General features: G+C 57.4%; 22 protein-coding genes. 17 read left to right on the forward strand and 5 right to left on the reverse strand.

Annotated features, from left to right (window positions below):
* The 6 genes from ACS5PK_RS22200 to ACS5PK_RS22225 all read left to right on the forward strand — a co-directional run.
* Positions 1 to 235: hypothetical protein (locus tag ACS5PK_RS22200; RefSeq protein WP_439442452.1), on the forward strand; the 235-nt coding region annotated here is incomplete at its 5' end.
* A 171-nt stretch (positions 236 to 406) separates the two neighbouring features.
* Positions 407 to 1627: a hypothetical protein gene (locus ACS5PK_RS22205; protein WP_439442453.1), complete on the forward strand. Its 1221-nt coding sequence runs from the start codon at positions 407 to 409 to the stop codon at positions 1625 to 1627.
* An 8-nt stretch (positions 1628 to 1635) separates the two neighbouring features.
* A complete protein-coding gene (locus ACS5PK_RS22210; protein ID WP_439442454.1) occupies positions 1636 to 1923 on the forward strand; it encodes a DUF2523 family protein in 288 nt (95 codons plus the stop codon).
* A gap of 37 nt (positions 1924 to 1960) precedes the next feature.
* Positions 1961 to 2995, forward strand: coding sequence for a zonular occludens toxin domain-containing protein (locus ACS5PK_RS22215; protein WP_439442455.1), 1035 nt, complete (start codon positions 1961 to 1963; stop codon positions 2993 to 2995).
* Positions 2992 to 4221, forward strand: a complete 1230-nt coding sequence (locus ACS5PK_RS22220; RefSeq protein WP_439442456.1) for a type II secretion system protein GspD — start codon at positions 2992 to 2994, stop codon at positions 4219 to 4221. The genes ACS5PK_RS22215 and ACS5PK_RS22220 overlap by 4 nt, the downstream gene beginning before the upstream one ends.
* A gap of 57 nt (positions 4222 to 4278) precedes the next feature.
* Complete coding sequence (locus ACS5PK_RS22225; protein ID WP_439442457.1) at positions 4279 to 4944, forward strand: GIY-YIG nuclease family protein; 666 nt, start codon at positions 4279 to 4281, stop codon at positions 4942 to 4944.
* A 573-nt stretch (positions 4945 to 5517) separates the two neighbouring features.
* On the opposite strand, the gene ACS5PK_RS22230 is transcribed toward ACS5PK_RS22225, so the two are convergent.
* Positions 5518 to 6039 carry a surface-adhesin E family protein gene (locus tag ACS5PK_RS22230; protein ID WP_439442458.1) on the reverse strand — a complete coding sequence of 174 codons (522 nt, stop codon included), beginning with the start codon at positions 6037 to 6039 and terminating at the stop codon, positions 5518 to 5520.
* A gap of 262 nt (positions 6040 to 6301) precedes the next feature.
* On the opposite strand from ACS5PK_RS22230, the gene ACS5PK_RS22235 reads away from it, so the two are divergent.
* The 3 genes from ACS5PK_RS22235 to ACS5PK_RS22245 all read left to right on the forward strand — a co-directional run bounded on the left by ACS5PK_RS22235 (position 6302) and on the right by ACS5PK_RS22245 (position 8880).
* Positions 6302 to 7021, forward strand: a complete 720-nt coding sequence (locus tag ACS5PK_RS22235; RefSeq protein ID WP_439442459.1) for an NYN domain-containing protein — start codon at positions 6302 to 6304, stop codon at positions 7019 to 7021.
* A gap of 303 nt (positions 7022 to 7324) precedes the next feature.
* On the forward strand, positions 7325 to 8050 hold the full coding sequence (locus ACS5PK_RS22240) for a hypothetical protein (RefSeq protein ID WP_439442460.1): 726 nt from the start codon (positions 7325 to 7327) through the stop codon (positions 8048 to 8050).
* Entirely contained in the window at positions 8047 to 8880 is an 834-nt protein-coding gene (locus ACS5PK_RS22245; RefSeq protein ID WP_439442461.1) for a hypothetical protein, read from the forward strand. The genes ACS5PK_RS22240 and ACS5PK_RS22245 overlap by 4 nt, the downstream gene beginning before the upstream one ends.
* A 442-nt stretch (positions 8881 to 9322) precedes the next feature.
* On the opposite strand, the gene ACS5PK_RS22250 is transcribed toward ACS5PK_RS22245, so the two are convergent.
* The 4 genes from ACS5PK_RS22250 to ACS5PK_RS22265 all read right to left on the reverse strand — a co-directional run bounded on the left by ACS5PK_RS22250 (position 9323) and on the right by ACS5PK_RS22265 (position 12148).
* Positions 9323 to 10027, reverse strand: coding sequence for a toll/interleukin-1 receptor domain-containing protein (locus tag ACS5PK_RS22250; protein ID WP_439442462.1), 705 nt, complete (start codon positions 10025 to 10027; stop codon positions 9323 to 9325).
* A 66-nt stretch (positions 10028 to 10093) separates the two neighbouring features.
* Positions 10094 to 10381, reverse strand: coding sequence for a DUF3892 domain-containing protein (locus ACS5PK_RS22255; protein WP_439442463.1), 288 nt, complete (start codon positions 10379 to 10381; stop codon positions 10094 to 10096).
* Positions 10382 to 10564: 183 nt separating this feature from the next.
* Entirely contained in the window at positions 10565 to 10903 is a 339-nt protein-coding gene (locus tag ACS5PK_RS22260) for a hypothetical protein (protein ID WP_439442464.1), read from the reverse strand.
* Positions 10904 to 11812: 909 nt separating this feature from the next.
* Positions 11813 to 12148 carry a helix-turn-helix domain-containing protein gene (locus tag ACS5PK_RS22265; protein ID WP_439442465.1) on the reverse strand — a complete coding sequence of 112 codons (336 nt, stop codon included), beginning with the start codon at positions 12146 to 12148 and terminating at the stop codon, positions 11813 to 11815.
* A gap of 99 nt (positions 12149 to 12247) precedes the next feature.
* Between ACS5PK_RS22265 and ACS5PK_RS22270 the strand changes: the two genes are divergently transcribed.
* The 8 genes from ACS5PK_RS22270 to ACS5PK_RS22305 all read left to right on the forward strand — a co-directional run bounded on the left by ACS5PK_RS22270 (position 12248) and on the right by ACS5PK_RS22305 (position 16773).
* Positions 12248 to 12751 carry a hypothetical protein gene (locus tag ACS5PK_RS22270; RefSeq protein ID WP_439442466.1) on the forward strand — a complete coding sequence of 168 codons (504 nt, stop codon included), beginning with the start codon at positions 12248 to 12250 and terminating at the stop codon, positions 12749 to 12751.
* 36 nt (positions 12752 to 12787) lie between these two features.
* A complete protein-coding gene (locus tag ACS5PK_RS22275) occupies positions 12788 to 13045 on the forward strand; it encodes a hypothetical protein (protein WP_439442467.1) in 258 nt (85 codons plus the stop codon).
* Positions 13042 to 13350, forward strand: a complete 309-nt coding sequence (locus ACS5PK_RS22280) for a hypothetical protein (protein ID WP_439442468.1) — start codon at positions 13042 to 13044, stop codon at positions 13348 to 13350. The genes ACS5PK_RS22275 and ACS5PK_RS22280 overlap by 4 nt, the downstream gene beginning before the upstream one ends.
* Positions 13351 to 13425: 75 nt before the next feature.
* Positions 13426 to 13815 (forward strand): hypothetical protein, encoded by a 390-nt coding sequence (locus ACS5PK_RS22285; protein WP_439442469.1) that lies wholly within the window; start codon positions 13426 to 13428, stop codon positions 13813 to 13815.
* 76 nt (positions 13816 to 13891) lie between these two features.
* Complete coding sequence (locus ACS5PK_RS22290; RefSeq protein ID WP_439442470.1) at positions 13892 to 14110, forward strand: hypothetical protein; 219 nt, start codon at positions 13892 to 13894, stop codon at positions 14108 to 14110.
* A 55-nt stretch (positions 14111 to 14165) separates the two neighbouring features.
* On the forward strand, positions 14166 to 14645 hold the full coding sequence (locus ACS5PK_RS22295) for a hypothetical protein (RefSeq protein ID WP_439442471.1): 480 nt from the start codon (positions 14166 to 14168) through the stop codon (positions 14643 to 14645).
* A 124-nt stretch (positions 14646 to 14769) separates the two neighbouring features.
* The gene (locus ACS5PK_RS22300; protein WP_439442472.1) at positions 14770 to 14919 is read left to right on the forward strand and encodes a hypothetical protein; all 150 of its coding nucleotides are present in this window, start codon (positions 14770 to 14772) and stop codon (positions 14917 to 14919) included.
* Positions 14920 to 15702: 783 nt separating this feature from the next.
* The gene (locus ACS5PK_RS22305; protein WP_439442473.1) at positions 15703 to 16773 is read left to right on the forward strand and encodes a VapE domain-containing protein; all 1071 of its coding nucleotides are present in this window, start codon (positions 15703 to 15705) and stop codon (positions 16771 to 16773) included.
* The last annotated feature ends 328 nt before the right edge of the window (positions 16774 to 17101 follow it).

The raw sequence follows: 17101 nt of genomic DNA on the forward strand, positions 1-17101 counted from the left end.
TTTCTATGAAAGTGTTTTGAAGATGAACAAGAACGTCATTGCCGGCCTGGTCGCTGTCGGTGCTCTCGTCGCGTCCACCTCGGCCAGCGCCGCGGTCGACTACAGCGCCATCACTGGCGCATTTACTCCTGCTGACATCGTCGTCGGCGTGATGGCCGTTGCCGGCGCCCTGGCCGTGGTCGATGTGTCGATCCGGGGTGCTCGCACGGTGCTGGGCATGCTGCGCGGTCGTTGATCAGCCAGCTGGTTCAAGGGGTGCCCTGCGTCAGGTGGGGCGCCCCTTCTTCATTGGAGAGCATGTCGTGACCGCAAACGATGCTTGGTATCTGGTGATGTTTGTTTGGGGCCTGCTGTCGGGTTGGGCGGTAGTGACTGGATTTGAAGGGGGTGGCTCGTGATTCGTCGGATGTTGATTCTGTTCCTCGCGCTCGTCCTGACGGCAAAGGCTGACGCTCAAGCTTTGCCGGCTTCTCGTATCGGCGCGGAGATTGCAGCTGTCGTCAAATCAAAAATTGCAGCACGAGGATTCGCAGCAAATGATCCGCGCTTCGGCGGAACTGTGTCTGCGGTGGGATCGGCAGTCATACAGATTGCAACGGCCGTTGTTGTAACAGGTACTGCACCTGCCTGGGGCTCTGTCCTGGCCACTGCTGTAATTGCTGGCGCAGTTGGCTATGGCATTCAGGCACTGACGAACTGGCTTTTCAAAGCTGACGGGACAGTTACCTATACGCCATCTGGTCCTGTATTTGTTCCGGTTCCCGGGCAAACATGGGTATGGCTTGGGGATGGCAGCAAGGGGTGGCCGCTTGATTCCAACAACGGATCAATGGAGTTCTGCGGGGACTTCTATCCGCCTGGCGGCGCTGTATTTGAGCTGGTAGGTTCCGCGAATTACAGCTGTGCGATACGGGCAAAGAGTAGCGGCGTCATTAGCCAAGCAGCCATGAATCTACTCGGTTGGTTGCGCACCGTTGCCGACCCGAACTACAAGCCTGCAGGAAGTGGGAATACCAAACCGGTGACGGAACCGGCCGCCAAGGCCCTACAGTCCCTCAGCGAGGCAGACAAGGCGAAGCCATTGCCCGCCAAGGTCGTTGCTGATCTGGCTGATGCAGCCTTTCGACAGGCCGCGTCTCAGCCTGGCTATAGCGGCGTCCCATATTCGATGTCGGATCCCATTACCGAGGCCGACGTGGCGAGCTTTCGCGCAGCGAATCCGACTTTCCAGACCGCAACGATTGGCGATCTGGCGGCGACCATCTCAGCGACCGATCCGCTCGGCCAGGCCTCGTCTTCTCCGTCGACGGGCACACCGGTCAATCCGGCTGCTAGCTCTCCCTTGTTGAATCTCGGTGCAGACCCTGGCATCGGCTCGCCCAAGCTGGAAGCCACACCGACCGGCGAGCAGATATTGCAGCCGCTGAAGCAGCTGATGCCGGATCTGCGCAACTTCCAGGTTCCTGCCCACCAGGCCACATGCCCGAGGGCCACGTTCAATCTGTTCGGCAAGACGGTTGTGATGGACGGGCATTGCACGGTTCTTGAAAGCGTGCGGGGCGAACTCTACAACGCGATGGTTCTGGTGTTCCTGCTGGCCGCGCTGTTCATTGTTCTGTCTGCCTGAGGTCCCCCATGTTTGGAATCTTCCTTTCTGCGCTGAACAGCATTCTTGGCTGGGCCTTCAGGACACTCGTCATCAAGTTCGTGCTTTTTACGGCCCTCTATCTGGCTGTATACGAACTGGTGTCCGTGATGGCTTCGTGGCTGCCTACCGGCGCCTCGCTTAGCTCGGCGTTCGCGGGTATCAGTGCTGGTACCTGGTACTTCCTTGACCTGTTCGCGGTGTCTGTGGGCGTGCCCATGATGGTCTCTGCCTTTCTGACCCGCTTCATCATTCGCCGGATCCCGGTGATCGGCTGAGGGCGCAGCGATGCCGATAAACGCTTACACGGGGCTCATGGGCTCCGGCAAGTCCTTTGAGTGCGTGCGTTCAGTCATCGTCCCGGCAATCGCCAAGGGCAGGCGTGTCGTCACCAATGTGGAAGGCATCGACTCTGACGCGATCAGGGCCTTCATCCATGAAAAGCAGGGGGTCGACATGGACAAGCTGGGCCATGTTGTTCATTGCCGCAATGAGGACGTGTTCTCGGACACCTTCTTCCCCTTTGGCGAGCCCGTGGATACGTTTTGTCGGGGCGGCGATCTGGTCTGCATTGATGAGGCCTGGCGCTTCTGGGGCACTGATTCCAAGATCGCAAAGAACCATCGCGTGTTCTTTCGGGAGCACCGCCACTACGTCGACGCGACCACGGCAGTCACTTGCGACTTAGTCCTGATGGTGCAGGACATCGGCGACCTCAATCGCATCCTGAAGGCCGTTGTCGAGCTGAGCTTTCGGACGACGAAGATCAAGAGCCTGGGGCTCTCCAAGGTCTACCGCGTTGAGATGTGGGAGGGGTGGAAGCAGACGGCGAAGGCGCGGGTTGCGGTCGAGAACAAGACGTATGACCCCGAGTACTTTCCCCTCTATCAGAGCTACACCGGGGGCAGTGGGAAGGAGCTGACGGTCGATGACCGTCAGAACATTCTGATGAATCCCAAGCTGTGGGCAATGGCGGCCGGCGTGCTTGTTTGCGCAGCCATGTCAGGCTATGGCGTGATTCACTTCTTTGGGAAAAAGGGTGCCCCTGTGAAGGCCGAAGCAACAAAGGACAGCCAGGTGGGGTCAGGTCTTGTCACCACGCCGGCGCCTGTGTCGGCGGCAAGGCCTGTACTCAGCGAGGACTGGCGAGTCGTCGGGAAGATGAGTACGCGCGAAGGGGTGATGGTCGTCCTGTCCAATGCCGCTGGCGACCTTCGCATTGAGCACCCTTCGGGCTTTCGGTTTGATGGGGTGGCAGCTGTCGGTGAAGTTGACGGTCAGCGCGTCACGGCTTTCAGCGGATCGAGTCGGCAGGCTGCCCCTGCGTCACCAATGGACCATAAGAAATGAAGAGCTGCGTTCTCGCCCTGGCCTTGCTGGTTGGGCATCCGATTTTCGCGTCCGCGAAATCTGCGGATCTGTCGTTCGAGCTGTCCGGCGTGCAGGTGGGTCGCATCGTCAACGTTATTTATTCCGATGCGCTCAAGACGCCCTACGTGCTCGCACCTGAGCTGCTCGCTGATCAGCGTCTGGTGTCCTTCCGGTTCGCAGGTTCCGTCCAGTCGATCAAGGCGGACTTGATCAAGCTGCTGGACAGTCTTGGCTATGCCGTCACTGATCGTGGCGGCTTGGAGTTCCTGGGTCCTAAAAGGGATCCCGAGCCGGCGCTGGAGGCCTTCGTCTACAAGCCGAGGTTCCGCGACGTGGGCTACCTGGCTGACCTGCTTCGTCCGTTGTTCAAGGGCCAGTTCACGGTAAACCGTACCGTGGTCGCCCCGCTGACCTCGAAGACCGATGTTCCGATGCCGCCAGGTTCTGCGGCCGCGCTAGTTGATCGCGCTGCTGACGTGCTTGTGTTCAGTGGTGAGGCTGGCGAGGTCAAAAAGCTGGAAAGGCTGCTTGCCCAAGTCGACTGCCAGGTAGGTGAGGTCATGGTTCGCGGTGTGGTCTACGAGGTCCAGACCGGTGACAGTACAGGGTCAGCATTCAATCTCGCAGCATCGTTGCTCGCAGGCAGGCTGTCGGTCAACCTACAGAGCACCGCTCAGCAAAATTCGGTCAGGGTAAGCGTGGGCAACGCCGATGCAGTCTTCTCCGCTTTGTCATCGGACTCTCGATTCAAGGTTGTGACACAGCCAGCGCTGCGAGTTCGCAGCGGCGCACAGGCAAGCTTCGCGGTAGGGCAGGACGTACCTGTGTTGGGCGCAGTCACCTACGTTTCGAACGGTCAGCCCGTGCAATCCGTTGAGTACCGAAACAGCGGCGTGATATTTAATGTCACGCCCCAAGTGCGCGAGGGGGCAATTGACTTGGCGGTGCAGCAGCAGATATCAAACTTCGTGCCAACAACTACAGGAGTTAACAATTCACCTACGCTCATCAAACGCGAGCTGAAGACTGATGTGCAAGTCCGTGACGGAGAGATCGTGATGCTCGGAGGACTCACTGAGGAGAAGTCCAGTGCCGGACGTTCCGGCTTGTCCTTTCTGCCGGGATGGGCGCAGACTCGAACCGGCGAGAGAGGTAGGACAGAACTCCTCCTAGTGCTTCAGCTCACAAGAGCGGGCCTATTCTGACTGGACCCGTCTTGCAGGTCTTATGCCCACTATGGATATTTCTCGATGGAGCTTTGCGTGGAAGACTCGGTGACATTCGAAGAGCTGCCTGAAGATCACTTCGGCGTTCTGGTCCAGAACGAGATGGACGAGAGGCGACTGCTTTGGCTCGTGAACCAGATTGGCGAAGGAAAGGTGAGAGCGTCGGCGGCAAAGAGGAACAAGCATTACCCCGAGTCGAAGCTGTTCGTGTCTGTGTTGCTGAAGCGATTCCACCTAAAGGTCCCTGTGCATGTATACGCGCCGGTTCGTGTGAAGATCTATGCGGTGTACGTGCTTTGTCTCCGTGATGACTCTGCAATGAAGGTTGGCTTCACGAGTAATTGGCCTTCTCGTGCCTGGGACTACGTGAAGCCAAGATCAGAGCTTGATGAGCTGTTCGAAATCGACAAGAGCGTAGCGATCCACTTTGATTCCAAAGACCAAGCAATGAGAGCGGAGGGCCTGGTGAAGGAGCGCTTTGCGTCCTATCGAGTGGAGTCCCCATATCACCGGCGGCTGATTCCGTACGGCTGCTTTGGGCACACTGAATGGTTCAATACATCTCAGTACGATGATGTTTTAGACCTACTTGCAGCCGAGCGAGCACCTGCAGCATCTCGCGTGGTGTCGCTCCGCGAAGCAATTTACCGAGCCGGTCAATTCGACGATGCGGCGCTGGTCAGTGGTCAGGCGCTCATGTGAGCGATCCACTTGCACGTGCACTTTGCATTTTCGCGTCCGCGAAAATTTCTTGAGGGACTGGAACACAGCGACGAGCGCTCGCCACAGTGCAGCTGCCGAGGAGATGTAGCAAGATGGAGAAGTGGACCCAGGATGAGGCAGCCGCCTTCGAATGCGCCAAGGAGTGCATCACGCACCTTATGGCAATCTGGACTGCCAGGATCGCTAGCGGTGCCTTGACGCCAGACCAGTCTGAAAAGCTCCGTACCCGGCGTTCCGAGCTGGCTGTGGAGCGGGCAAGGCTTCGCGTGCATGATCACGCTGACATCGCGCGCATTCGAAGCGTCTACGGCCAGGCATGCTGGCAGAGCATGTCTAGCGAAGGAGCGGGTCAAGGGTAGGGCGGAAGCCGCAGCCCGGAGTGAAATGGAGGGACCGGGTGAGCACCTGGCGAAGCGGACCCTTGACGCGGTCCGCAGCGGCTCACGCTAGCGGGAGGGGTGCTGGATTGAAGCGGAGCGTAGGGCCGGCACCCCTGCCACGTGGCGAACGCCCCCGGAGGGGTAGATGCCAGGCGCAGTGCGTGGGTAGCGATTACTGGCCATTCATCCGCTTGTATTGAAGGGAGTTTTCCCTCGTGGAGCGTATCTGGTCTGCAAGGTACCGTTTCATGCCATCCGTCGATTGCGGTAGGGCCAATTCGGCCTGTTCCTTTGCTGTCTTGGCTTTGCAAAGGTAGGTCCACCAGTAGTCGTCTTCTGAGTCCGGCACGATGGCGTAGGGATTTTTCTCCAACTTGACTTCGGCAGGATGGTCGACGCCGCCCTCATCGGTATAGATCGATTCGTACCGCATCGCCTCGCGCGATTTGCAATTGACCCCCGTCAAGTACTTGACGTATGCGTAGCCCTCGCCCGGACGCCCACTCTGAACACGAGGTGCATACAGCACCCAGAATTTTTTGAAGCCACTATTGGTCTCGGTCAGACTGTCCTTATCGAGGAAGTAGATGCCTTTGGACGTGCCGAAGTAGGTGGTTTGCCAGTCCGCAGCGAAGGCGGAGGCTGACACCAGGCAAAGTGCCGCTGCGGAGGTGAGGAGTCGGGTGATGCGCATTGTGCTGACGCGTAGAGTAGGTGGACTTGCAGCATACAGTTTTTGTGGTGGGCAAGTGAATGGCGCGTCTGGGCGGCGGGTCAGGCCGATGGATGGGGATGACCCTGGGTGATCCGCGATGGCTTGGAGTTGACCGTTTCGTTAAGTGTTGCGATAATTCCCACACCACTCATCCTTTGCGGTGTCATTCAGTTGGCTCCCGCTTAGGACGGAAAAGCCGCTCTCTGGGCGGCTTTTTCACGTCTGAACAACAAGAGCGCACGTGCCACCCAGCGACAAAGCACCCAGGAGGATCGGCGTCTACGTCGATGGCTACAACCTGTACTACGGCAGGTTGCGCGGCAGTGCCTTCAAGTGGCTGGACCTGGTCAAGCTCGTTGAGGACTTGCTGGACAAGCGCGACCAGAACGAACGCCTTGACGGCGTTCATCTGTTCACGGCCCACGCCTTGGCCAACTTCGCCACGCATGGTGCCGCCTCTGTGGAAGCCCAGTCGGCGTACCACCGTGCCCTGCAAGCTAAGTACGGCGAGCGGTTCACGGTGACCTATGGCAAGCACAGCTTTGATCGGGACGGGTCCTTGCTGCCGGAGTTCATTGCTGGCCAGCCCTACGACCGGACCAAGCGCACGCGAGTCTGGCACCTCGAAGAAAAGAAGACGGACGTAAACCTGGCCATCTGCATGTACCGTGATGCGGCGAAGGGGCGCTATGACCGCATCATCTTGGTGTCGAACGACAGTGATGCTGAGCCGGCGCTACAGGCGATCCGCGAGGACTTCCCTCACATCATGATTGGTGTCATCGTGCCGATCATGCCGCCGGCACCAGGAAGCGAGTCAAGCCGCCGTGTCAGCGGCTCACTGGCAAATTTTGCTCACTGGGTAGTCAAGCACCTGACTGATGAGCAGTTGCAGGCAGCCCAGTTGCCGCCACATGTGCCGACTAAAAAGAAGGCGATCCGGAAGCCGGAGCATTGGTAAGGTTGGAAGGAGCAGGCTTGGCGACGAGGATGTTGTCAACTAGGTGTCAACGGCATAGCCGGTCAATGCAGGGTCAATGCGAGGGTTGGGTGAGCTAAGTTATTGATTTTCTTGATAAAGCAGGCACAATGCAGTGGCAGAGTACGGATTGAAAATCCGCGTGTCGGTGGTTCGATTCCGCCCTTGGCCACCAAAATTCATGAGTGCTGACAAGCGCTTAGGTAAAAGCCCCGCATAGCTTGCTATTCGGGGCTTTTCTACAATCCGCGCGGTCATCTACAAAAGCAATGCCAGGGAGGCAGCTTGCCGAGCGTTCTGGGAACGAATCGTCATGTGGTTTGCAAGCGGAGTAAGCCGCCACCAAGAACTGCTGACGCTACTTGCATAGCAATCAACGAGCAGAGCCAAGATCGCTATCTCTGCAAGGATCAGACTTCAGCCGATTGGCTGCCGATGGTCGAGTGGATTGCCCAAGACCTCGCACGGCGATGCGGACTCTTAATTCCTGACTGCTTCGTCGTCGAACTTGAGGCGGACCCCGGCGTCTACATGTTCGGGTCGAAGTGGGAAGGTGGCGCAGAGCAGTACGCGCCCGACATCGTTGGCAAGGTTACGAACCCCGATGAGTTCAGCGCCATACATGCGTTTGATCTGTTGATCCATAACGTTGACAGGCATCTCAATAACTACCTGTACTTACAACTTGCCGGGGACACCGTCGTCAAGGCAGTCGATCACAGTCGTTGCCTATGCTTCTCAGGCTGGCCGCTTCCACCACCACCACCCGACCTGAGCTCTAACACAATGCGGGCATTTGGCGTATGGTCAGCAGATGCCGCGTGGAAGAAGGCTGTTGCCGAGCAGGTGATAGACAAGTGGAGGCTGGTGAAGAAAAGTGAGCTACAAGACACTTTGGACAGCTTGCCGCCAGCGTGGGTGCTGCCGAATCGACGCACAGATTTGCTCGACTGGTGGGAGAGTGCGGACTGGGATGCTCGAACGACCAATGTGCTAGGAGCGCTGCCATGAACGTTGCGCAATATTCATTGCTTCTGATAAACCCGACGGTCGATCGGCTCGATACGGTCGTCGTAGGCGCCGTGTTTAACCGCCAGGGCGGTTGGGACGTGCGCGTCGCGTCCGGCGTTCAGAAGATGAAGGCCATCGATCCGACGTTTCCTGAGTCTCGGCTTAGTCAGACAGCATCTCTGGTGAGTCACATTGCCAGGGACTGCAGGTCGCTGGCCGACCTGCGATGCCGGTTTGATGGTGCCCGTCTGGGTGTTTTGTTAGATGGCTTCGTTGGCCGGTTTACGTATGCCGACGAGTCGACCTATCAGCACGAGGTATCTGCGGTTCTGGCTGAATCGGTGAATCCGCCAACGCTCGCATCGGCAAACGCGGCGCCTGTCTCCCGCCGTCGCAATGTAGTGCGGAGGAAGTTGCGAGATCAATTCAAGGCACGTGGCTTGTGGAGCCGCCGTGACGAAGATATCGAGGCGCACAGGGTCGTTGAGCAGTTCACGATTTCTCCTTCCCACGGGCTGGTGGCCGACTTTGCGCTGAAGAACAGCGTTATGCACATCACCGAAACGGTTGATTTCGAAGTGCAAAGCTTCAACGGGAAGCGACTACAAGCGCAAGCGAAGGCCCTAGTGCTGAATGAAGCGGTGCGGGTGTTTGGGCCGCAGACGAAGCGATATGTCGTTGCGGCTGGCAGCTCGAATCCAGACGTGAAGCAAAGCGTGCTGTTGTTGCAAGATCATGCCGACGTCTTTGCACTGGAAAGCGCCGACGATATGAAGGCCTATATCGACCGGATCGCGTTGGCGGCTTCTGGGCAGTCTCCGCTGATCTAACGGAGCGGCTTGACCTTTTCACCGACCCGGGCTCGAACATACTGCTCCGTCATCTCGCGGTTGCGATGCCCCAGCAGCTTCTGCGAATGCGCTAGGTCGCCCGTGTCGGTCGCGGCCTTCGCGCGGATGTCCCGAAACTAGAAATCCACGCCGGACAGCGCACGTGCCTTGTCGAACCGCGACCGTAGAGCGAATGTGCCGAGCGGCTTGCCGTCGTCCTGAATCAGCCAGGCGCTCAGCCGCTCCCTAGGCCGGACGTTGATGCGCTCAATCAGGGCGGCAAGCTCGCCCGTCAGCTTGATGGAGCGTTTGGGCCTTGGTCTTGTTCTGCGCGATCCACAGGGCGCCGCCTTCCCGCAGATCCTCGCGCTTGGTCTTCAGCACTTTAGCGGGTAGTTGGTCGGTCAGCAAAACCAAGGCCGTAGCATCGCACGGCTAGCAGTCAACTCCAGATCTCAACCAGCTCGGCAATCTTCTTCGCGATCGTCATCATCGAATCTTCAGACGTATCAAGACCGCTCCGCGACGCGAGCATCGGACTGATCTCACGGAGTGCTGCGTACGAAGTTCCATGAACGATTGGAACGAGTCGATTGCCTTGCAGGAGGGTTGAGAGCTCTTTATCGGCGACTCCCTCAGCTGGGAGTCGACGCAGCAAGGCAGGTGTCACCAAAACGAGTCCAATTTTGGATGTTGCCAGCCCCTTGTCGATGGCGCGCATCATGGGAACCCCAAGACCTAAGTCCTTCTCGCTGAACCATACCTTGACGCCGGCCGCCTCAAGCAAATCGTGGAGTTCTTTTGCTGCTCCTTGCCGGTCATCCCAGGCATGGCAGAGGAAGCAATCGCGAAGGTCGGGTTTCGCCCCTGCCTCCTTTTCGACAGCGTCCCGGACCGCGGTCAGCGACGCAATTTGAGCTGGCGTATAGAGAACAGACGAAGTTGGGCGAGACCACCGGGCCCGGGCGCTTCCTCCGCCGCTAGGTCTGCTTCCGCCGCTGTAGCTGCTTCCGCCGCCCGAGGAATACGAAGGGGTATAGCTGCTGTAGCCGTAACTCCGCCGGTAGCCACGAGAGCTGCAGGCGGGACAATCTGCTGCAGCAGCCGATGAGCGGTGTCCACGAACTGGTGCTGTGCAACCTGCCATCGCGGATTCTCCTTTTCTAGTGTGTTGGAAAGCGAAGGGCACAAGGCCCCTCGCGTCATGCAGACGTCAAGCGCATTCGTACAGGGAGAGAAGATTGTTCGGATGCTCTCCATCCGAAACTGTCTTCAAGTACTTGTGGCCGTATCGGCTTACCGCAACGATCACATCTACGATCCGGCCGCCGGCCTTCACGAAGAACTGGTACTTGCCGGCTTCAATGCCCGCGATCGCCGCTTGCTGACTGAGCTTCCAGTTGGATCCATCAGCGTTGACTCCCCCGATTGCTTTGATGCGCTCATGGGGGTCATAGCGGTCACTCTTGTTGATGCACTTGATTTCGTGGCGTGTGGCCATGCTTCTTACCTTTCTGAGGTAAACGAACGACAAGGAAGGTCCCGGAAAACCCCTTCCTTGACGGGAAAAATGGCCACCACATACACTAGAAGTTCCACCATCCAGCTCTGTGGGCTCCGGCCTTCATTGCTTGCAACGGGCCAGTCATTCGAAAGGGTGACTGGCCTTTTGCTTTTGGAATCTCTACATTTCTGCTGCGCTCTCTTTCAGTCGGTACACGCCCTTCCGCTTGGGGACGCTCTCAACTAGTCCTCCCTGTTGCATCCTGTAAAGCTTGTTTGCCAGCTTGCGTCGATCTTCAGTGATGTAAGCATGATCGCGGTATAGCCCGACGATCAACTCATCCATGTTTGCGATCCCGCCGAATCGATCGCGGAGAGTCTTAACAATTTTTTCCTCTAGATCGTCAAGCTTGGCTATGGCAATTTGCTTCCGAAGAGCTTCAGGAAGATCGGAAAGATCGCCTAGGCGGCGCCCTAAGTCTGGGGGAAAGGGTGATGAATCGTTCATGGTGTTCGACATGCGTTGCGAGATTGTAAAACCGAAGTCCATCCGCTAGTCAAGATCACTTCTCTTTGTACGACTTCCGTAAGTCTTCTTCGTTGCCTGGCGTTTCTTGTTGTTGCCTGGCGCTTCTTGCCGTTTCCTGGTGTCTTCTGGTGATTCACGGTGATTCACGGTGAATCGTGGTGATCTGATTGTGCGATTCACTTCCTATGCCCTCGCTCTGTCGTGGCTTGGGCGGCTGGCAAGCGATCAGTGGCTCTAGGTCGGTGGCGTCTCTACGTGTTTGTTGCCGCGCCCTAAGGGCGGCTATACGAGATTAGTGGACTATGCAGACGTCTACACTTCCTCGGAAAGCTGCCTTCCAGGCAAGATGTACGTTTAATCGACAACTTAGACTCGTTGATCGTCGTGGAGGCGGCTGAAATTGCTTTCAAGAAGCCATCTAAGGTCGAACACAAGGCAACTGCGAGCTAGTTGCACTCGTACACCGGCTGCACCGTCAAGACCGCAGAGCGAGCTGCAAGACCGAGCATCTGGCTGTCTCTAGCCTAGCCGCGTTGGAAAGAAGTCGCTTGTGGGCTGCTTTGATAGCAGCACGCATCGAGCAGGGAAGCAACTCTCTCTAGATCTTGATAGGAAACCTGAAGACCTCATGGCAGCAGCGGTCCACGACTCGCCAATTGGAGTGGGAATGCAGCAGCAGGCGATGCTTTCCAAGCGAGGAGGTCGCAATCTAAGCGGATGGAAACGGGAAGCAACGTAACAGGCTTGCAGCGCGGCGAGCTTAGCGATTCCACAGCCATTCACGCCGTCGTCACGGCGTCAGCACCTCAGGCAGGGCTGATAACGTAAGCGGAAGCCATCTTGGGCATGTGCCAGTCGGCTACTCGGGTGGCAGGCAAACCAGCGCCCGGGGGGGGGGCGTCACCGAGAGTCCTTCATCATTGAGGCGAACAAGCGCGCCTTCTCTCTTCGCATTACCTTTGGCATCTCATATAGGGCGACAAGCAGCACGGCGACATCGTCGTCCTCGCAGTAGAGATAAGGTAACGGTACATCCAGTGCCTTTGCAATGAGGCGAGCCGTCGCCACAGGCGGCTCATGCACGCCCAACTCGTATCGGCTGATACGAGCGCGGCTACTTGACTCATCAATCCCGATGAGCACCCCCACCTTCTCCTGAGACCACCCCAACGACTCCCGTCTGGCGCGCATGCGGCTGCCGAGCACGGATTGAGTACGAACGGGCCCCGAAGACATGTAACGAGTCTCGTGACGTGGTCATAATCTGTCGTCACGAAAGTCGTTACATGACCGCTGGGGCGGATGAACAGCTTTCCAACTCGACCAAGGAGATACATGGCAATTGCGTTGTCCTTAGCGGCTGCATTCGGGAAGCCAGCGGCAGAAGCCTTGCTCAAGCGACTTTCCTCCAGGCCGAATGCTGCACAGAAGATGGAGCAAGCCGCCCGCTGCATGGCCGAAGGCGTCACCGCGATCGACGCTATGAAGCAGGCCTTTGGCAGCGAATTCCTGGCTGAACTTAGCCAGGCTCTGGGCGAATACGACAGTGCACGGTTCAGCTATCAGGCCGGCACCAGTAGCTACATCCAGCTGAACACCCCCGGGGCGTCGTCACTGCAAGTACTTCGAGACGAGCTGAACATCAACCTGGACAGGCTCGCAGCACTCGACGCCAACACAGACGCTGTGCGCAATCAGTTCGCGGGCTTGATGTCGGTGTGGATGGGTAGGTGCAGGCACCTGCTTCCAGCAGAGCACCTGGAAGACATCAATGCCACAGAAGACACCGTGAAGCGGCTCCTGTCCGGCGAACTGAAGAACTATCGGCAGGTCTACTAGCAACTGAGTCGTACAGGCCTTGGTGCAGTTGGTGCCTTGCTTCTGCTGGCCGGGGTGTTTGCCGCCACCACTACCGGGGTCGGCCTGGTCGCAATGATTTCCACCTTCCTGTTCGGCATCCCCTGGATGACGGTAGGAGCCTTGGTGGTCCCGGGCGCGCTGCTGATCGCGTTGGCCGCCAGGAAGACCAGCAAGAAGGACGTGATCTCGCTGGCCGTGGCCATGTCCTACAAATTGATTGAGCGCCTGGAAAAGGCGACACCACAACCCATTACAAACAAAGGAGAGGTATGAACTTCGTAAAGGCCTTCGCGGCCGCAACCGTGGTCATGGCCGCAGGCTGTGCTTCCGTGGGTCAGGACTTTTCAATGGCAGACGTTGATGCCATGCAACCAGGTGTGACCACGCTGGATCAGGCCAAGGCAAAGCTAGGAAAGCCTGCGCGGGTCTTGGCGCTGACGGGCGATCGGACTGGTGTGGTCTGGACGCGATCTCAGGCCACCATTGGGTCCGCCAGCAGCAAGAGCGTGGGCCTGATCTTTGACAAGTCCGGCGTCCTGCTGAAGGTCGCCTCTCGATCGGAAATCGCCACGAACTAGGCCACTCAGCTTCAACGCAGCGCCCCTGGACGCAAGTCCTCGGGCGCTTTTCTTTTGTCTGACGAAAGGAGATGTATGCACGTATTGCGCCATGCGCACGAGGTGGAAGCGTTCATCGATTCCCACCCAGGGCATAGCGGCATCGAGTTGCTTCAGCAGCGACAGCAGGAACTTCTGGCTGACGAGGACGTATCCATGGAGGAGCTGATCTTCTACGTCATTACCGAGGCAGCCGATGGGCCGCAGCAGATCGAGTCCGCCATCCATGGGCCCCTTTGCAATCCTGAGGGCCGCCCACTCTGGGAGGTCATCGAGGAGCACGAGGATTGCTTCGAGATGGTGTTCGTCTTGGCTTCATCGGGCTACGGAGCAATCGTCGTCGTGCCAGAGCAGGACTCGCACCCGGATCTCTTGGCGCTTTGCCGCTCACACGTCACTGCGCGACCTGAGGGAGGTCGTCCTTGAAATATCACACCAATGCACCACCCAGAGCCGCCCATCGAGGCGGCTCTTCATTTGGATGGTCCAGCAAGGAGCAACGATGAAACCAAACGATCCGACAGTGGCAGTGCTGGTCGCGTTGCTGTCAGAAGCAGAACACGAGCTGTTCGACGAGAGGGCGGCCATTCGGGAGATAGAGGGTGGCCTTAGTCGTACCGAAGCAGAGGCTGCGGCCTTGCTGGACGTACTTCGGCTCGGTGGCCCTGAGGTTCTGGAAGCCATGGCCGCCCAAATGCGAAGACGTAGCCACCTTATTTGAAGGGGCGCAACACAGCGCCCTGACGGCGCATCAACTAGCAATGAAAGGAAATGAGATGGCAGACGAAACGAACACTCCAGACCTTGAGGGGGCAGCTGATGCTGACTTCGAAATAGAGGCGATTTACGCAGACACATGTCCTTCTCTATCGGAGCGCTCCGACATCCAGTTTGAGGTGGGGCGACATCCGAAGGCAGGCACTTTGCACTTCCGCCTCGCAAACAACAGTGGACGAGGAATGTTCTGCGATGAATGGGCCTCCCTGATGTCGATCGATGAGGTGGTGGTCGGGGCTAGTCGATTGACGGCGAAGGCAATGAATGCAGTGCACCCAGGGAAGAGCGTGAACACCGGTGGGTTCTTGCTTGCATGCCTTCGTCACCTCGGGATCGTTCGCGTGAAGGACGACAACTCCAGACTTCACGAACACGTCCCCACTACTAGTCTTGAAAGAAGTGTGGAGGACCTGCTCCGGCAACAACAAGCTACGACGAGCACTTCAGCCAAAAGAGGAAAACGACAGCAAGGGGTCTGAGCGACCGCGTGAACCATGCATCCGCAAGGTGTATCGCTCGTTGGCCGCCACAACTTGCCATGGGGATGGTCCCCGAATCAGCAACTAAACAACTGCGCCGGCGTACGGCGTCTTAGGAAACCAAATGAACTTCTTTGATGAACTGACGATTGCAGCACAGCAGTGCGATGACTTGGACTATCCCCCTGAGCTATTGCCTCTTGTGATCATTGACATGGCGGCACTTTCCTGTGGGATCGAGGCCGGCTTCCTTGCTAACGCTCTTTCAGCTTGACTGCGTGACGGGTTGAAAGAAAGTGCCTTTGTGATTGATGGATGCTTTCGCCAAGCTGAAAGTGCTTTGATCCCAATGATCGGAGATTCAGCGGCGAAAGTGTCTTCAGCCTTGAAGATATGAGGCAATAAGCGGAAGACACGTTGGCGTTAGAAATGGCAGTTGATGGAGTTAAATGCCTTTCGCCTTAAGCAAATTTTCTCCGCCAAAAAAATCCCCATCGAAAAATCAAAAAACGCTCAGATGCCCCTTTCCATCGAGCATATCGGGCGGCTATCATTCGCACTCGGTTGACGATCTAACGAAGTAGGGACTTCAGGTGAAGCGTTAGGAGTTGATCCAACAATAGCGTCAATGGGTTCCCTTCCATTGAGTCCGCTAAGCCGTGGAATAGGTATTTGATCGACCACGGATTGGGCTGGTGATGAGCGTCTGGAGATCCAGGTAAGCCGTCACGATGCCCCCTGATCTTTGATCTTGCCCAGCCAACTGGCAAACGGGCTACCACCAAGAAATTGAATGGAATAGCTGCATCGGCGCAATGCGTTGATGTTTGTCTATTCCCCATGGTTAAGGCAAAAAGTGTCAACAACTCATTGTCCATCTAATGCAAAGAATCCACTCCCAATTGACGGCTTCCCAAATTTGCCGTCGGGATACGGACGGCCATTGCCGTCTACCGTCCCAAACCTGAAGCACCTACTTAGGAGCTATGGCATCACTTCGAGGTATGACTGCATCAAGAAGAGAATCAACTTGGCCATTCCGGGCATGAAGTCGACCGTGGACAACAGTGAGGCGTCGGCAATGACGCATGTGATCAGTCTTGCGAACTTGCAAGGAATGGCCACTGCATACATTCCGTCGTATGTCGCTGCCATCGCTGACGAGTACCAGATCAATCCAGTTGCAGACTGGATCTGCTCAATGGAGTGGGATGGAGAAGATCGCCTCCCCGCCTTGGCCGCCACCTTGGTCACGGCCGATCACTTCTGCCTCGACTTGAAGCTGGTCATCCTGCGCAAATGGCTACTCAGCGCTGTCGCGGCCGCCCTGAGTACGAAGGGCTTTCGGTGCCGAGGTGTACTCACGCTGCAAGGGCGGCAGGGAATTGGTAAGACGAGCTGGTTCTCCAGCCTCGTGCCCGCCAAGTTCCGTGAGGACTTTGTGCGCGTCGACCATCAGATGGACCCGACCAACAAGGACTCGGTACTGGGTGCCATCACTCACTGGATCACCGAGTTTGGTGAGCTTGAGACTTCGTTGCGACGCGCGGAGTTGGGGCGCCTCAAAGGGTTCATCACCCGCGATTCCGACAAGGTCCGACGCCCTTATGGGCGTTCCGAGTCGGAGTACCCGCGCCGCACGGTCTTTTGCGCTTCGGTCAATGACGCCAATTTTCTTATCGACCACACCGGGAACACCCGTTGGTGGACCATCCCAGTGGTGTCTGTTGATGCGCGGCATTCAGTCGACATGCAACAGGTCTACGCGCAACTTAAGGTGAGCTTTGAGGCAGGAGAAAAGTGGTGGCTGACAGAGGATGAAGAGCATCAGCTAGAAGAGTTCAATCAGGCTCATAAGAGCGTATCCGCGATGCGGGAGAAGCTCTTGGAGCTCATTGATTCGAATCCTCTTCCGTACACGCTGAAGGAACGCATGACGACGCCAATGCTGCTTCGAAAGCTTGGATACAAGCAGCCCAGAGATCGTGACTTCAAGGAGATGACGGCGATCCTCAAGGAGCTGTTTGGTGACGGGACCAAGTCGAACGGCTACATGTGCTGGAACCTTGCGATTCGCTCCAACCCTGGCACGCCAGAGGCGCTTTTAGATATGGATGAACGGTACTGAGTGCCTGCTTCACCCCGACAAGAGTGGGGGACGGGGCGCTCCGGCGCCTGACGCCAAGCATCGGAATTTTCCCGACGCAGCTCCCCCCCATCCCTGTTCCACACACAGTTTCATGACCCCTCGGGGTCGCCAAGGAATTTAGATGGAAACAAAGACCGTATCGATTGTTCGCCCACAGTTGAGCCTGCCCTTTATGAAGACGTATCGTAAGCGTCCCGGCAAGTCATGTTGACGCAGACAACGGCGCTCGGCTCGGCGCGATTGCAAGATGCCGTTAGTGCTTGGATGACCTTTTGGGCGCACCTTCAGCGCGCCGCCAGCGAAACCA

The sequence above is a fragment of the Roseateles sp. DB2 genome (genome assembly GCF_051857535.1).
GTDB lineage: Bacteria > Pseudomonadota > Gammaproteobacteria > Burkholderiales > Burkholderiaceae_C > Roseateles_B.

What these genes read in the sequence shown, in the direction of transcription:
- ACS5PK_RS22220 (WP_439442456.1), top strand. Translation starts at nt 2,992, where the DNA reads ATGAAGAGCTGCGTTCTCGCCCTGGCCTTGCTGGTTGGGCATCCGATT.
- ACS5PK_RS22205 (WP_439442453.1), top strand. Translation starts at nt 407, where the DNA reads ATGTTGATTCTGTTCCTCGCGCTCGTCCTGACGGCAAAGGCTGACGCT.
- ACS5PK_RS22250 (WP_439442462.1), bottom strand. Translation starts at nt 10,027, where the DNA reads ATGGCAGGTTGCACAGCACCAGTTCGTGGACACCGCTCATCGGCTGCT.
- ACS5PK_RS22280 (WP_439442468.1), top strand. Translation starts at nt 13,042, where the DNA reads ATGAACTTCGTAAAGGCCTTCGCGGCCGCAACCGTGGTCATGGCCGCA.
- ACS5PK_RS22230 (WP_439442458.1), bottom strand. Translation starts at nt 6,039, where the DNA reads ATGCGCATCACCCGACTCCTCACCTCCGCAGCGGCACTTTGCCTGGTG.
- ACS5PK_RS22285 (WP_439442469.1), top strand. Translation starts at nt 13,426, where the DNA reads ATGCACGTATTGCGCCATGCGCACGAGGTGGAAGCGTTCATCGATTCC.
- ACS5PK_RS22245 (WP_439442461.1), top strand. Translation starts at nt 8,047, where the DNA reads ATGAACGTTGCGCAATATTCATTGCTTCTGATAAACCCGACGGTCGAT.
- ACS5PK_RS22300 (WP_439442472.1), top strand. Translation starts at nt 14,770, where the DNA reads ATGAACTTCTTTGATGAACTGACGATTGCAGCACAGCAGTGCGATGAC.
- ACS5PK_RS22210 (WP_439442454.1), top strand. Translation starts at nt 1,636, where the DNA reads ATGTTTGGAATCTTCCTTTCTGCGCTGAACAGCATTCTTGGCTGGGCC.
- ACS5PK_RS22260 (WP_439442464.1), bottom strand. Translation starts at nt 10,903, where the DNA reads ATGTCGAACACCATGAACGATTCATCACCCTTTCCCCCAGACTTAGGG.
- ACS5PK_RS22295 (WP_439442471.1), top strand. Translation starts at nt 14,166, where the DNA reads ATGGCAGACGAAACGAACACTCCAGACCTTGAGGGGGCAGCTGATGCT.
- ACS5PK_RS22215 (WP_439442455.1), top strand. Translation starts at nt 1,961, where the DNA reads ATGGGCTCCGGCAAGTCCTTTGAGTGCGTGCGTTCAGTCATCGTCCCG.
- ACS5PK_RS22290 (WP_439442470.1), top strand. Translation starts at nt 13,892, where the DNA reads ATGAAACCAAACGATCCGACAGTGGCAGTGCTGGTCGCGTTGCTGTCA.
- ACS5PK_RS22270 (WP_439442466.1), top strand. Translation starts at nt 12,248, where the DNA reads ATGGCAATTGCGTTGTCCTTAGCGGCTGCATTCGGGAAGCCAGCGGCA.
- ACS5PK_RS22255 (WP_439442463.1), bottom strand. Translation starts at nt 10,381, where the DNA reads ATGGCCACACGCCACGAAATCAAGTGCATCAACAAGAGTGACCGCTAT.
- ACS5PK_RS22265 (WP_439442465.1), bottom strand. Translation starts at nt 12,148, where the DNA reads ATGTCTTCGGGGCCCGTTCGTACTCAATCCGTGCTCGGCAGCCGCATG.